A 13,049-nucleotide genomic window follows, 5' to 3' on the forward strand; every position below is an offset into this window, starting at 1 on the left:
GCAACCAGCGCGGTCCGGAGCCGACGCGCCCCGGGCCGCGCGACCCCGCCAACCCACCGCCGCGGCAGCACACCCCCGCCGGCCGCGTCCCCCGGCACCCGAGCCCGACAGCGAAAGGTCCCGAGGCGGCGGGCGCCGTCCCGGGACCGGGTATGTGCCGGGGGCGGCCCGGGTGCCGCCCCCGGCCCGGTTCAGCGCAGGTGCCGCGGGTCGATCGACCAGATGCCGCGGCCGTGGGTGGCCGCGTACAGCAGGCCGCCGGGGCCGGTGCGCAGCTGCATGACCGCGGTGGTGGGCAGGTTGTGGCCCGCCACCTCCCAGGTGGCCGACCTCGCCGTGCGGACCAGGACACCCAGGTCGGTGCCGAGCACGATCGTCCCGCCCTTCAGCAGCGCGACCGAGTTCGCCGGGACGTCCGGGAGGTTTCCGGAGATGTCCTTCCAGGTGACTCCACCGTCCCGGGTCTCGAACAGGTGACCGACGCCCGCGCCCGGGCCCTCGGTCCACTTGCGGGAGAAGCCGTTGACCGCGAGCAGGACGTGGTTGTTGTCGGCCGGGTCGACGGCCAGACCGGACAGGTAGCGGTTGGGGACCGTGCCGTCGACCGGCAGAGTCAGCTGGTGCCAGCCGGTGCCGTCGGCGTTGCCGACGGCGATGCCCCGGGTGAAGCCCTGGTTGTTGCAGGGGCCGCACCAGGCCGCGTAGACCTTGCCGCCGGAGGAGGCGACCGCGGTGGCGGTGTGGCCCGCGCCGAGGTCGTAGGCGCCGAACCACTCGCTGCCGCTGCGGATCGCCCAGCCCTTGGTGTTGATCCACACGTGCCGCCCGCCCGCGACCCAGGTGTTCTTGTCCTGGATGTCGGCGTTCAGCGGGGCGATGAAGCGGGCCTCGCTGGTGGCGCTGTCGGGCGGGGCGACGGAGTAGGTGGTCGCCCTGGACGGGTCGGTGGTCCAGCCGCCGTCGTTGACCGCGCAGTTCTGCGTCACCGACACCGCCAGGTAGACGTACTCCTGGGCAATGTTGCAGCCGTTGCCCGGGTCGGTGATCGTGTCACCGCCGTCACCGCCGAAGTTGGAGCCCATGACGGCGTCGTGCGGGCGCAGGACCGACTGCCCGTTGTCCTGCAGGCCGCCGGTGACGGCGACGCCACGGCCGTCGGTGCCGACGCCGACCGAGTAGTACTGCAGGGCGTCCATCGTGCCGTCGTTCAGCGAGGTCCAGTCGGTGGCGTGGCCCTCGGCATTGGCGCTGCCGTCCAGCGGGCGGCGGAAGGCGCCGCCGTCGTCGCCGACGACGACGTACGGCCTGCCGTGGTCGCTGCCGATGGTCACCGCGTGCTGGTCGGCGTGCACGGTGGACGGGCAGTCGCCGGACTGTTTGGCCGGGTCGATGGCCCAGCACTTGAAGCCGAAGTTCCAGTACGGGCCCGGGACCGTCCAGGACGTGCCGCCGTCCTTGGTCTCGAAGACCTCCTCCAGACCCGCGTACACGTGGTCGGGGTTCTTCGGGTCGACCGCGAGGAACTGGTTGTACCAGGCCTGGATGCCCGGCTGGTACCCGGCGCCGGTGAGCGCCGAACCGGAGTCGCGCAGCTGCTTGTAGTCGGCGATCCTCGTCCACGGGCCGGTCGGGGAGCCGGACTTGGAGACGAAGATGCCCTCCAGGCCGCTGTCCGGGTTCTCGGCGGTCTGCTCGGGCGACTGGTCGACGGCGTAGTAGCGGGAGCCGTCCGCGCTGCGCGCGAAGGTGACGTTGCCGACGTCCTCGCTGTTGTCCGGAAGGTCGCCGAGACCGGTCAGCCGCTCCCAGCCCTTGCTGCCCTTGGCGTAGAAGCCGTTGTAGGTGTCACCGCCGCGCCAGCCGACCGCGAGGACGACCTTGCCCGGGTCCTTGGGGTCGACCGCGATGTCGTTGGCGATGTTCTTGTACGCGGCGTCCGGGTCGGCGGCCTTCGAACCGCCGGGCAGATAGTCCGGGTTGGGCGCGAATTCGAGCTTCCAGGCGCCCTTGAGGGTCTTCGTGGAGTGGCTCCACACGCCCCGGGTGGTCGCCGCCCACACCTTGTCGCCCGCGAACCGCAGCGCGTGGATGGACGTCGACTCCAGCTCGTCGCCACCGACCCGGTCACGCTTGCCGAACCGGCCGTGCCGCGGGTCGTCGAGGACGTAGACGCCGGTGCCGAGGAAGGCGGTGGCGCTGGTGTTGGCCTCGCCGGTGGCGTACCAGAGCCGTCCGCGGCCGTCGAGCTGCAGGTCACCGGTGGACAGGGCGGGCAGCCGGTCGGAGATCTCGGTCCAGTGGCCGCCGCCGGTGCGTGACCGGAAGACGCCGCCGTTGGCCGAACCCGCGTACACATAGCCGTGGTCGTCGGCCGCGAGCCCGGTGACCCGGCCGGTCACCCGCCCCGAACCGCCGCTGGAGTTGGAGTTGACGTCCCGGTAGCGCGGGTCGTCGGAGTCGTACGGCAGCCGGGTCACGTCCCGCCAGCCGCCGTGCGTGTGCGGCAGGTTCCGCAGCGCGTCGTACGCCGCGCCGTACGCGCCCGGCGCCACGATGCCGGGCGAGGTGCGGGCCTCGGCGTACTGGTCGGCCTGCTCGGCGATCTCCTCGCCCTCGTTGCCGCCCTCGTCCTCGCCGTCCTTGGCGAGGGCGGAGCGTCCCTGGTGCTGCTCGTTCAGCTGTGCCTGGTGACGCAGCGCACGGACCCCGAAGGGGTCGGTGCCGCGCCCCGCGGCCTGGGCCTGAGTGATGGTCAGTCCCAGTGCGGCGGTGGTGATGAGAACCGCCGCCGTTCGAGTTCTTCTGTGCCGGCTTGTGGCCGCCATGAAGTGCCCTCCCCTAAGAGCCGTGGCGTACATGACACGTATACGGCACACAGCCTCGGCTCGATGGGAGTGACGGGAGGTGCTGGAGACGGCAATCAGAACGTAAATTTTCGGCCGCTACGTCAAGCGTGCACCGGGACTTGAGGGGACTGTCAGTGACGCCCGGCCACCCGGTCCGCCAGCCGCGCCAGCCGGGACGACCGCGCGCTGTGGGTGAGCAGTTCACGCCGGTCGGCCGTGCGATAGGTGGCGTACATGCCCTGCACACCCAGCCAGCGCAGCGGCTCCGGCTCCCACTTGCGCACCTTGTGGCCGACCCAGGGCAGCTCGGTCAGCTCGGTGCGGCCCGCCTGGCCGGAGTCGAGCTGGACCAGGTCGCGCAGGGTGCGGGCGGCGAGGTTGGCGGTGGCGACGCCGGAGCCGACATAGCCGCCCGCCCAGCCCAGGCCGGTCGACCGGTCCAGGGTGACGGTCGCGCACCAGTCGCGCGGTACACCGAGGACGCCGGACCAGGCGTGCTCGATCCGCGCCCCGGCCAGGGCGGGGAAGAAACCGACGAGGATGTCCCTGAGCGCTTCGACGGTCTCCTCCTGCGTGCGGCCGTCGTTGTCGGTGCGCGAGCCGAAACGGTACGGCACCCCGCGGCCGCCGAGCGCGATCCGGCCGTCGGCGGTGCGCTGGGCGTACATGTAGGCGTGCGCCATGTCGCCGAGGGTCTCGCGGCCCGCCCAGCCCACCGCCGCCCACTGCTCGTCGGTCAGCGGCTCGGTCGCGATCATCGAGGAGTTCATGGGGAGCCAGGCGCGTCTGAGGCCCTTGAGGGAGGCGGTGAAGCCCTCGGTGCAGCGCAGGACGTAGGGGGCGCGGACGGTTCCGTACGGGGTGACCGCGTGCCTGGGGCGGATCTCCGTGACGGGCGTCGACTCGTGGATGGTCACGCCGAGCGCCTCGACGGCCGCCGCGAGGCCCTTGACCAGCTTCGCCGGGTTCAGCCGGGCGCCGTGCGGGGTCCAGCTGGAGCCGACGGCGTCCGCGACCCGGACGCGCTCGGCGGTCTCGCGGGCGCCGTACAGCTCGCGGTCCTTCTCGCCGTACGACATCTCGTGCTCGTGGAAGGCCTTCAGACGGGCCAACTGGGCGGGTGTGCGGGCCACTTCCAGTACGCCGCCCTTGTGGACCCCGGCCTCGACGCCCTCCTCGGCGGCGACCCGGATCACCTCGTCCACGGTGTCGTTCATCGCCCGCTGCAGGCGTACGGCGGCCTCGTGACCGTGCAGTTTCGCGTACCGGTCGCGGCCGGCGACACCGTTGTAGAGCCAGCCGCCGTTGCGGCCGGAGGCGCCGTAGCCGCAGAACTTCTGCTCCAGCACGGTGATCCTCAGGAAGGGCGCGGCCTTCTTCAGGTAGTACGCCGTCCACAGGCCCGTGTATCCACCACCGACGATCACCACGTCGGTGCTCGCGTCCCCGGTGAGCGGCTCCCGCGCCGCCGGGAGGCCGTCGTCCGCGAACCAGAAGGAGATGCCACCGTTGACGACACCGCTTGCCGAGCTGCTCATGGCCGGGACGTTAACGCCTGAGAGCAGCCAGTGTCTCCTTCGGATTCCATGCTTTTCCCCGGCTCCCGACCAGCGGACCACAGCCCAGGCCGAGCAGTACCGCGGTGAAATGCCCGAGATCGGTGAAGGTGCGCCCGGTCAGCAGCGGCACCCCGAAGAAGAGGAACACGGCGGCCGCGTACGGGTACCGCCAGGGGGCGGCGATCCGGCAGGCCAGCACGCCCATGACCCCCGCCAGCGCGTAACTCACGCCGACATCGAGGGTGTTGACGGACGACTCCGGGGCCACCCCGCGCTGGAGCGCCCACAGCAGCGCGCCCTCGCTGATCAGCGTCGCCAGCACATGCGCGGCCACGCACACCAGCAGCCAGCGCAGCGTGCCCAGCCAGCGCTCGGCCTGGGCGTGGAAGACCGTGTACAGCGCCGCGTACGGCAGCCAGCGGCCGCTGGCGATCCACATGGCGCTGGTGAACAGCACCCGCACCGGGCTGTTCGACAGCTCGTGGATGTTCGTCGAACGCTGGCGCAGGAAGTTCTCCTCGAAGCCCGGCGACATACGGTGCAGAGCGACGGTGGTGACGAACAGGATCAGCAGCCAGACGTACGTCCCCGGCGCCCTGCGGACGTACTCCGCCACCGCCCGAAGCCCACGCCGCAACCAGATGACCCCGTTCACAGTCGCAAGTATGGTCGGCAAGGCGATCGAGGTGTCCCACGGGCCGACCGCTTCTCAGGAGAAATTCAACGGGCGGTTGGCGGGCCTTCGTCGCGGACCTGCCCTGCCCGGCGGCGGGATTCCCGGAGCGGTGGCGGCTGCGCTCCGGGGCGCCGTCGCGCCCTGCGCGCAGGACACGCCGCCGGATGGCCCATCCGGCAGTCCAAAGGGTCATCAGGTCATAGCGTACAGAATATGACGAAACGCCATATCGCTCTGCTTGTGAGCGCCACAGCGCTCGTCGGTTCGGGCGTCGCCGCCGCCCCACCGATCTCCGTGCCCAGGACGTATCTGGTGCACCCCGGCGAATCGATCCAGCGGGCGGTGAACTCCGCCAAGGCCGGCGACACCGTTGTGCTGATGCCCGGTACCTACCGCCAGAGCGTCAAGGTGACGACGCCCCGGCTGACCCTGCGCGGCACGGGCCGCCAGACCGTCCTCGAACCGGCCAGGAAGGCCACCGACGACTGCGGCTCGCGCGGCAACGGCGTCTGCGTGGTGGGGACCAAGACCAAGCCCCTGAAGGGCGTCACGGTCTCCGACCTGACCGTGACCGGCTACTCCCACGCGGGTGTGATGGCCATCGGCACCGACGGGCTGACCGTGCGGCACGTGACCGCGGAGAAGAACAGGCTCTGGGGCATCGCCGAGGAGCGCTCCGCGCACAGCGTGTACCGGCAGAACACCGCCCGGAACAACGGCGACGCGGGCCTCTTCCTGGCCAACACCATCACCGCCGAGAAGGGCGCCACCGACACCGGGGGCACCCTGATCGCACTCAACCGCCTGGAGGGCAACCGGATCGGTGTCACCGTGCGGCGGTTGCGCGACCTGACCGTCGTGGGCAACCAGATCACCGCCAACTGCGCGGGCGTCTTCCTCGTCGGCGACGAGAACAAGCCGAAGGCCGGCGCCCTGACCGTGCGCGACAACTGGATCGTGCAGAACAACAAGTACTGCGCGGCGACCAAACGGCTGCCCTTCCTGCAGGGCTCGGGCATCGTCCTGACCGGCGCCGAGGACTCGCAGATCACCCGCAACACGATCGTCGGCAACTCCGGCAGGTCACCGCTGTCGGGCGGCGTCGTGCTGTTCAAGAGCTTCGTGGGCGTCACCAGCGACCGCAACCGCATCAACGAGAACCTCCTGCGGAGCAACTCCCCGGCGGACCTGGTCAACCAGGAGAAGGCCAAGCGCGGCAACACCTTCCGGCACAACGCCTGCCGGGCCTCCCGGCCCGCCGGACTGTGCTGAGGCCGTAGCCACTCGTGGCATCGACAGGGACCGACAAGGAAGGAAGGCGGCACATGACCACCGCTCAAACCGCCCCACCGCCGTCCATGCGGCTCCGGGAGCTCGCGTTCGGGGCGGCGTGTGCCGCCGCCCTCCGCGCGGCCGCCCGGCTGGGCGTGGCCGACGCGCTCGGGGACGCCCCCATGGCCGTGGAGGACCTCGCGGCCGCGGTGAAGACCGAGCCGAAGCCGCTGCGGCGGCTGCTGCGGGCGCTGTCCTGCTACGGCGTCTTCACCGAGCGGCAGGACGGCACCTTCGCGCACACCGACATGTCCCGGCTGCTGCGCGAGGACGACCCGAACAGCCTGCGCTACATCACCCTGTGGTGTACCGAGGCATGGACCTGGGACGCCTGGCCGAAGCTGGACGAGGCGGTGCGCACCGGCCGCAACGTCGTGGAGGACCTGTACGGCAAGGAGTTCTTCGTCTACCTCAACGAGGACGCCCCGGAGTCCGCGGACGTCTTCAACCGGGCCATGACGACCTCCAGCAAGCAGTCCGCGCGGGACGTGGCCGAGCTGCTGGACCTGTCCGGGGCCTCCTCGGTCGCCGACATCGGCGGCGGCCAGGGGCACGTGGTGGCCAGCCTGCTGGAGAAGTACCCGGCCATGCGCGGCACCCTGCTCGACCTGCCGCGGGTGGTGGAGAACGCCGACCCGCGGCTGCGCGAGGGCGGCTCGCTGGCCGGCCGGGTGAGCATCGTGCCCGGCGACTGCCGGGAGGCCATCCCGGTCAAGGCCGACGTCTACATCATCAAGAACATCCTGGAGTGGGACGACGACTCGACCGCGCGCTGCCTGCGCAACGTCATCGACTCGGGCGGCCCGGGGGCGCGGGTCGTGGTCATCGAGAACCTCGTCGACGACACCCCGTCGATGCGGTTCAGCACCGCCATGGACCTGCTGCTGCTGATGAACGTCGGCGGGGCCAAGCACACCACCGACTCCATGGTGAGCCGGCTGAAGGCGGCGGGCCTGGTCATCGACGACATCAGCCCGGTCAACCCCTACCTGCACGCCTTCGACTGCACCGTCCCCTCCTGACGGGGGCCGTCCCCGCCCGGCGGCGGGAACGGCCGCGAACGCCGGTCGCCGGGCCCGCGATGTCGCGGGCCCGGCGACCGGTGTTCCGTGCGTCCGGCGCGGCGGCGTCAGCCGCGGGCGTCGCGCTCCCAGAGGTAGAAGCGGGTCGCCATCGCGTCCTTCGGCGACCGCCAGGTCTCGGGGTCGTACGCGCTGACGTACGCCGAAAGCCGCTCGCTGATGCCCCGGAACTCGGGGTGGCCGGCCACCTTGGCGATGGCGGGACCGGGGTCCCGGTCGGCCTCGACGAGATGCATGTACACATCGCCGAACTGGAAGAGGCTGCGCCGGGCGACGCCGACCAGGTGCGGCAGCTCCCCCCGGTCGGACTCCTCGAAGATCTTGGCGATGTCCGGGGCCGAGCCCGGGGCCATCCGGGCCACGATCAGGGCCTGGTGCATGAGAGTTGTCCTCCTCGTCCGGTCCGGCTCAGTCGGTGGTCAGGGCCGGCTCGGGCCGGCGCCGGGCGGCGGCCTTCTCGATCTTTTCGCGAATCAGGGCCATCTGGACCTTGGAGTTCTTGTTGATGTTGTCGGTCATCCAGTCGTCGTCGACCGGCGCGTCCGGCTTCATCGCGAAGTCCTGGGTCCAGATCATCCGGGTGCCGGCGGGGACCTCCTCGTAGCGCCAGCGGATGTCCATGTGGTCGAAGGGGCCCGTCTCGACCCGGCGGGCCTTGACGGTGAGCGTGGCGCGGTCCGGCTCACGCTCGGAGACCCAGCTCCAGACGGTGCCGTTCTCGTCGGGGTGCATGGTCAGCCGGAAGGTGCACTTGGCGCCTTCCTGGGACAGGATCTCGGCGGAGGCGTACTCGCTGAACAGCTCCGGCCACTTCTCCACGTCGTTGGTCATGTCCCAGACCAGGCCCACCGGCGCGGCGATGGTGATCTCGTTCTCGGTGTGTCCGGCCATCTCTACGCTCCTGCCAGAAGGGTGCTGTTGACGAGGTCGAGGAACTTCCGGGGTGTCTTGCAGCGCTCCGCGTCGGCCGGCATCGGCATGCCGTGCCGGTTCTCCAGCTCGCCGACGATGCCCAGCAGGCCGAGCGAGTCGATGCCGAGCTCGTCGAAACCGATGTCGGGCCGGTCCGCCAGCTCCTTGGGGCTGACGGTGATGCCGGCGGCCTTCTTCATGAGTTCGGACAGTTCTTCCACGGTGATTCGGACACTCATCTCGTTCCTCTCCTTGTTGCTCCCGTTTGCCTCGGATGGCCTCCGGTTTCTCCGGCCGGCCGGCTAGGAGGCGGCGCCGTGCCGCAGCACCAGCGCCGAGTTCGAGCCCATGAGCCCCCGGCTGAGGACCAGCGCCGTACGCACCTCGGCGGCACGGGCGCGGGCGGTCACCAGGTCGAGGTCATGGCAGATGTCGGAGACGTTGGGGGTGGGCGGGATCAGGCCGTGCTCCATGGCCAGCACCGCCGCCGCCGCGTCCAGCACGGGCGCCGCGCAGTAGCCCCGGCCGGTGCCCGACTTGGGCGCCGTGACCGGCACCCGCCGGCCGTGCACGCCGAGCGCGTCGGCGATGGCGAGAGCCTCGGCGCGGTCCGCCTCCGGGACACCGAGCGCGTCGGCGAAGACGACGTCGACCTCCTCCGGGGCGCAGCCGGCCTCCGCCAGGGCGCCGCGGATGGCCTGCGCAAGGCCCTCCCGGGACAGCTCCCAGCGGGAGGCACCGGTGAAGGTGGCCGCATGCCCGGCGAGGATGGCCCGCACGGGCACGCCCCGCTCCCGGGCCGCGCCAACGTCCTCCACCACGAGCATCGCGCCGCCCTCGGCGGGCACGAACCCGCAGGCCGACTCGGTGAACGGGCGGTAGGCGGACGCCGGGTCGCCGACCGGGCTCAGCTCCCGGTAACCGAGCTGGCAGACCATGGAGTACGGAGCCAGCGGCGCCTCCGTCGCACCGGCCACGATCACGTCGGTGCCGCGCCGCACCGCCCGCGCCGCGTGCGCCAGGGCGTCCAGGCCCCCGGCCTCGTCGGCCGCGACCACCGAGCAGGGGCCCTTGAAACCCCGGCGGATGGAGATCTGGCCGGTGCTGGCCGCGTAGAACCAGGCGATGGACTGCCAGGGGCCGACGTAGCGGCTGCCCTTGCCCCACAGCTTCTGCAGCTCCCGCTGGCCGAACTCGCCGCCGCCGGACCCGGCCGCGGTGACCACGCCCGCGGCGAACGGCGCCCCGTCGGTGTCCGCCTGGCCGAGCCGGGCGTCCTCCAGGGCGGCGTCGGCCGCGGCCATCGCGAAGTGCGTGAAGCGGTCGGTCTGGACGAGGTAGCGCTCCTCGATCGCCGCCGAGGCGTCGAAGGACCGCACCTCGCCGGCCACCTTCAGCGGCAGATGCTCGCAGCCCTCACGGGTCACGCGGTCGAGGACGCTCAGGCCCTCCTGGGTGGCCTTCCAGAAGGTCTCGGTGCTCGTTCCGTTGGGCGCGACCACACCGATTCCGGTGACGGCGGCGCGCCGTTCATGGGGTGCACTCATCGTGTCCTCTCCCTACTCCCTACGGCCGGGTCAGGATCACCGCGGACTGGAAACCGCCGAACCCGCTGCCCACGGAGAGCACGGCGTCCAGCTTCCGCTCGCGGGCGGCCTTCGGTACGTAGTCCAGGTCGCACTCGGGGTCGGGGGTCTCGTAGTTCGCGGTCGGCGGGACCATCTGGTGGGCCAGGGCCAGCACGCAGGCCACCACCTCGATCGCCCCGATCGCGCCGAGGGAGTGCCCCACCATGGACTTGATGGAGCTCATGGGCGTGTCGTAGGCGTGGTGGCCGAGCGCCCGCTTCACGGCGGCCGTCTCATGACGGTCGTTCTGCCGGGTGCCGGAGCCGTGCGCGTTGACGTAGTCGATGGCGGAGCCGTCCAGCCGGGCGTGGTCGAGCGCGGTCTCGATGGCCCGCGCCATCTCCAGGCCCTCACTGGTCAGGCCGGTCATGTGGTAGGCGTTGCCGAAGGTGGCGTAGCCGCTGAGCTCGCAGTACACATGGGCGCCGCGGGCCCTGGCGTGCTCCAGCTCCTCCAGGACGAGCACCGCGCCGCCCTCGCCCATGACGAACCCGTCACGGTCGTTGTCGAAGGGGCGGGAGGCGTGGGCCGGGTCGTCGTTGTTCGGGGACGTGGCCTTGATCGCGTCGAAGCACGCCATCGTGATCGGTGATATCGGCGAGTCCGACGCTCCGGCTATGCAGATGTCGGCCCGGCCCTCCTCCACGGTGTGCAGGGCGTACCCGACCGCGTCCAGCCCGGAGGTGCAGCCGGTGGAGACGGTCTGAACCGGGCCGCGCGCGCCGAACCGCTCGGCCACCGTGGAGGCGAGCGTGCTCGGCGTGAACGCCCGCTCCAGGTACGGGCGGGCCCGCTCGTGGTCCACGTCCCAGCGCTCACCGCCGTGGCTGACCAGCACGTAGTCGTTCTCCAGGCGGGTGGTGCCGCCGACCGCGGTACCGAGCGAGACCCCGACCCGCCAGGGATCCTCGCCGGCGAGGTCGAGTCCCGAGTCCCGTACCGCCTCCGCCCCCGCGACCAGCGCGAACTGGATGTAGCGGTCGCAGCGCGCGACCTGCTCCTCGTCCAGCCCCGAGGCCACCGGGTCGAAGTCGCACTCCGCGGCTATCCGGGACCGCAGGCCGGCCGGATCGAAGAACGTGATGCCCCGCGTCGCGGTGCGCCCGTTCGCCAGCAGGTCCCAGAACGCCGGGGCGCCGATGCCGCCCGGCGCCACGATGCCTATGCCGGTGACCGCCACCCGCCTGGTCATGACCGCACCTCGGCGGCCTCGGGCTCCTCCACCGCACCGGCCGCGACCGGCACGGTCTCCGTGCCCTCGGTGTCGACGTGGCCGAGCTGCGGGCGCGGGGCCAGCGGCCCCAGGTGGAAGACGATCCGCGCCTCCACGTTGCCCACGTTGCGGAAACGGTGGCGCATGTAGGCGGGAATCATCAGACCCTGCTCGGGCCTGAGCGGGTGCGGGTCGCCGTCCAGGTCCACCTCCAGATCGCCGCAGACGACGTACACGAACTCCTCGGAGTAGGGGTGGTAGTGCTCGCCGATGCGGTCGCCGGGCTGCACGATGGCCACGCCCATGAAGCCGCTGGTGGAGCCGACCGTGGCCGGGGTGAGCATGGCGCGCAGATCGCCTCCGCGCTTGGTGTTGGGCTCGGTCTCGCTGAGATCCACGATCCTGGGCCTGGGTTTGATCACGTCGTTCCTCCGTGGTGTGGTACGTCGACTGGGGGAGCGCGGCCGCCGTGGGCAGGCGGCCGCGCGGGCCGGCACTCAGGCGTCCGGCGCGGACCGGCGGTCGGTGATGAGGTCCATGCGGGCGAGGGTGAGCAGGCGTGCCAGGTCGCCGTCCTTCTTGGCGGCCCCCTCGTCGAGCAGGGTGGTCAGCTCGGCCGCCTGCGCGGCGTCCGCCAGGCCCAGCGCGACCACCGGGTCGGCATCGAGCCCGCCGCGGACGTCGATGAGGCGCACCACGACGTCGTCCCGCTCGAAGACCGTGCTGCGCACGACCGGGTTGCGCGGGTCGTCCGCGGCCCGCTCGTCATGCTGGGCGAGCAGCTCGGCCAGCTTCATGCCCATGCCGGCCCGGGCCGGGTAGTACAGCGCGTGCCGCTCGGTCTGCGCGCTGTCCTGACCGACCGTCACGTGGTGCACGGCGGGCAGCGCCGCCCGGGTGAAGAACACCCGTGCGGACTCCTGGTCGTTGAGATCGCGGTCCTGCTCCAGATAGGGGTTGATGGCCTCCTCGACCGCCCGGATCTCGGGCTGCCTGGCCACGTGGCGCAGCGCCGCCAGCAGGTCGCCGCGCACCTCGATGGCCCGTACGACCCGGTTGCCGTGCATGAACAGGGAGGTGCGGCACAGCCGGGTGGTGTCGTCTACCCGCGCCTCGGGCGACTTGTAGTTCGCGAGGAGCTCGGCGACCTTCCGCTCGCTGCCCGGCTTCACCGTGAAGGTCAGCGCGTGCCGGATCACTCCGTCGCCGATACGGGGCGAGGTCTGCAGCCGGCGCTCGGCGGACGCCGCCTCACCGCCGGTCTCGCGGACGATGTGGAAGCGCAGCGACCGGGTGTCCCGGATGCAGCTGTGCATCGGCTCCACCATCCGGACGTGCTCCTCGCTGTTCACCCAGGCGAGGAACGGCGGGGCGCTCTCCCACTCGCTGGTGATGAGCCACTGGGAGGGATTCTCGATCGACTGGCACAGCTGGTCGCTGACGTGCCCGGGAACGGACGCGACCTGCTTGCCCATTTGCTCGTAAGCCTCCAGGAACTGCTGCTGGGCGCCGTCGTAGACGTCCACCAGCAGCACGACACGGAGCCGGGAGCCGTCGAAGACGGACTGGGAGACACGTTTCGAGGCCTGCTGCTTGGTCGGTTCTGAAACACGCTCAGAGATGGCGGTCATCTGCGTACGTCTCCTTGGCGGTGCTCGGTGGGTCTTGGCGGTCTGCACGGGAACAGGGGGAGGGCGACGCCGGCCGCGGGTGACACGACGTCAGCGTGATCTCGATCCTGTGCCGGTCCCGAACCGTGCGCGACTCGTATGCACCACGTGGGTGATCACACGGGTGATTG

12 protein-coding genes are annotated in these 13,049 nt (G+C 71.4%); 2 read left to right on the forward strand and 10 right to left on the reverse strand.

Features of this window, described 5'->3' with window-relative positions; translation table 11 throughout:
• Positions 1-191: 191 nt before the first annotated feature.
• The 3 genes from ACH4UM_RS20565 to ACH4UM_RS20575 all read right to left on the reverse strand — a co-directional run bounded on the left by ACH4UM_RS20565 (position 192) and on the right by ACH4UM_RS20575 (position 5,060).
• A complete protein-coding gene (locus ACH4UM_RS20565; RefSeq protein WP_398181043.1) occupies positions 192-2,825 on the reverse strand; it encodes a glycosyl hydrolase in 2,634 nt (877 codons plus the stop codon).
• A gap of 152 nt (positions 2,826-2,977) precedes the next feature.
• Positions 2,978-4,384, reverse strand: a complete 1,407-nt coding sequence (locus ACH4UM_RS20570) for an NAD(P)/FAD-dependent oxidoreductase (RefSeq protein WP_398181045.1) — start codon at positions 4,382-4,384, stop codon at positions 2,978-2,980.
• Between the two features lie 10 nt (positions 4,385-4,394).
• Positions 4,395-5,060 carry a rhomboid-like protein gene (locus tag ACH4UM_RS20575; RefSeq protein ID WP_398181048.1) on the reverse strand — a complete coding sequence of 222 codons (666 nt, stop codon included), beginning with the start codon at positions 5,058-5,060 and terminating at the stop codon, positions 4,395-4,397.
• Between the two features lie 234 nt (positions 5,061-5,294).
• Here ACH4UM_RS20575 and ACH4UM_RS20580 point away from each other — a divergent pair, with 234 nt between their 5' ends.
• Both ACH4UM_RS20580 and ACH4UM_RS20585 read left to right on the forward strand, forming a co-directional pair.
• Positions 5,295-6,353 carry a nitrous oxide reductase family maturation protein NosD gene (locus ACH4UM_RS20580; RefSeq protein ID WP_398181051.1) on the forward strand — a complete coding sequence of 353 codons (1,059 nt, stop codon included), beginning with the start codon at positions 5,295-5,297 and terminating at the stop codon, positions 6,351-6,353.
• A 53-nt stretch (positions 6,354-6,406) separates the two neighbouring features.
• Complete coding sequence (locus ACH4UM_RS20585) at positions 6,407-7,435, forward strand: methyltransferase (protein ID WP_398181054.1); 1,029 nt, start codon at positions 6,407-6,409, stop codon at positions 7,433-7,435.
• A 107-nt stretch (positions 7,436-7,542) separates the two neighbouring features.
• Here the strand turns inward: ACH4UM_RS20585 and ACH4UM_RS20590 are convergent, their stop codons facing one another.
• The 7 genes from ACH4UM_RS20590 to ACH4UM_RS20620 all read right to left on the reverse strand — a co-directional run bounded on the left by ACH4UM_RS20590 (position 7,543) and on the right by ACH4UM_RS20620 (position 12,879).
• Positions 7,543-7,875: a TcmI family type II polyketide cyclase gene (locus ACH4UM_RS20590; RefSeq protein WP_398181057.1), complete on the reverse strand. Its 333-nt coding sequence runs from the start codon at positions 7,873-7,875 to the stop codon at positions 7,543-7,545.
• A gap of 28 nt (positions 7,876-7,903) precedes the next feature.
• Positions 7,904-8,386 (reverse strand): SRPBCC family protein, encoded by a 483-nt coding sequence (locus ACH4UM_RS20595; RefSeq protein WP_398181060.1) that lies wholly within the window; start codon positions 8,384-8,386, stop codon positions 7,904-7,906.
• 2 nt (positions 8,387-8,388) lie between these two features.
• Positions 8,389-8,646 carry an acyl carrier protein gene (locus ACH4UM_RS20600; protein WP_398181063.1) on the reverse strand — a complete coding sequence of 86 codons (258 nt, stop codon included), beginning with the start codon at positions 8,644-8,646 and terminating at the stop codon, positions 8,389-8,391.
• Between the two features lie 63 nt (positions 8,647-8,709).
• Positions 8,710-9,954 (reverse strand): beta-ketoacyl synthase N-terminal-like domain-containing protein, encoded by a 1,245-nt coding sequence (locus tag ACH4UM_RS20605; protein ID WP_398181066.1) that lies wholly within the window; start codon positions 9,952-9,954, stop codon positions 8,710-8,712.
• A 19-nt stretch (positions 9,955-9,973) separates the two neighbouring features.
• Positions 9,974-11,227: a beta-ketoacyl-[acyl-carrier-protein] synthase family protein gene (locus ACH4UM_RS20610; RefSeq protein WP_398181068.1), complete on the reverse strand. Its 1,254-nt coding sequence runs from the start codon at positions 11,225-11,227 to the stop codon at positions 9,974-9,976.
• The gene (locus ACH4UM_RS20615; RefSeq protein ID WP_398181071.1) at positions 11,224-11,670 is read right to left on the reverse strand and encodes a cupin domain-containing protein; all 447 of its coding nucleotides are present in this window, start codon (positions 11,668-11,670) and stop codon (positions 11,224-11,226) included. The genes ACH4UM_RS20610 and ACH4UM_RS20615 overlap by 4 nt, the downstream gene beginning before the upstream one ends.
• Before the next feature lie 75 nt (positions 11,671-11,745).
• Positions 11,746-12,879: a SchA/CurD-like domain-containing protein gene (locus ACH4UM_RS20620; protein WP_398181074.1), complete on the reverse strand. Its 1,134-nt coding sequence runs from the start codon at positions 12,877-12,879 to the stop codon at positions 11,746-11,748.
• Positions 12,880-13,049 lie beyond the last annotated feature (170 nt).

The sequence above is a fragment of the Streptomyces sp. NPDC020801 genome, from assembly GCF_044334385.1.
GTDB lineage: Bacteria > Actinomycetota > Actinomycetes > Streptomycetales > Streptomycetaceae > Streptomyces.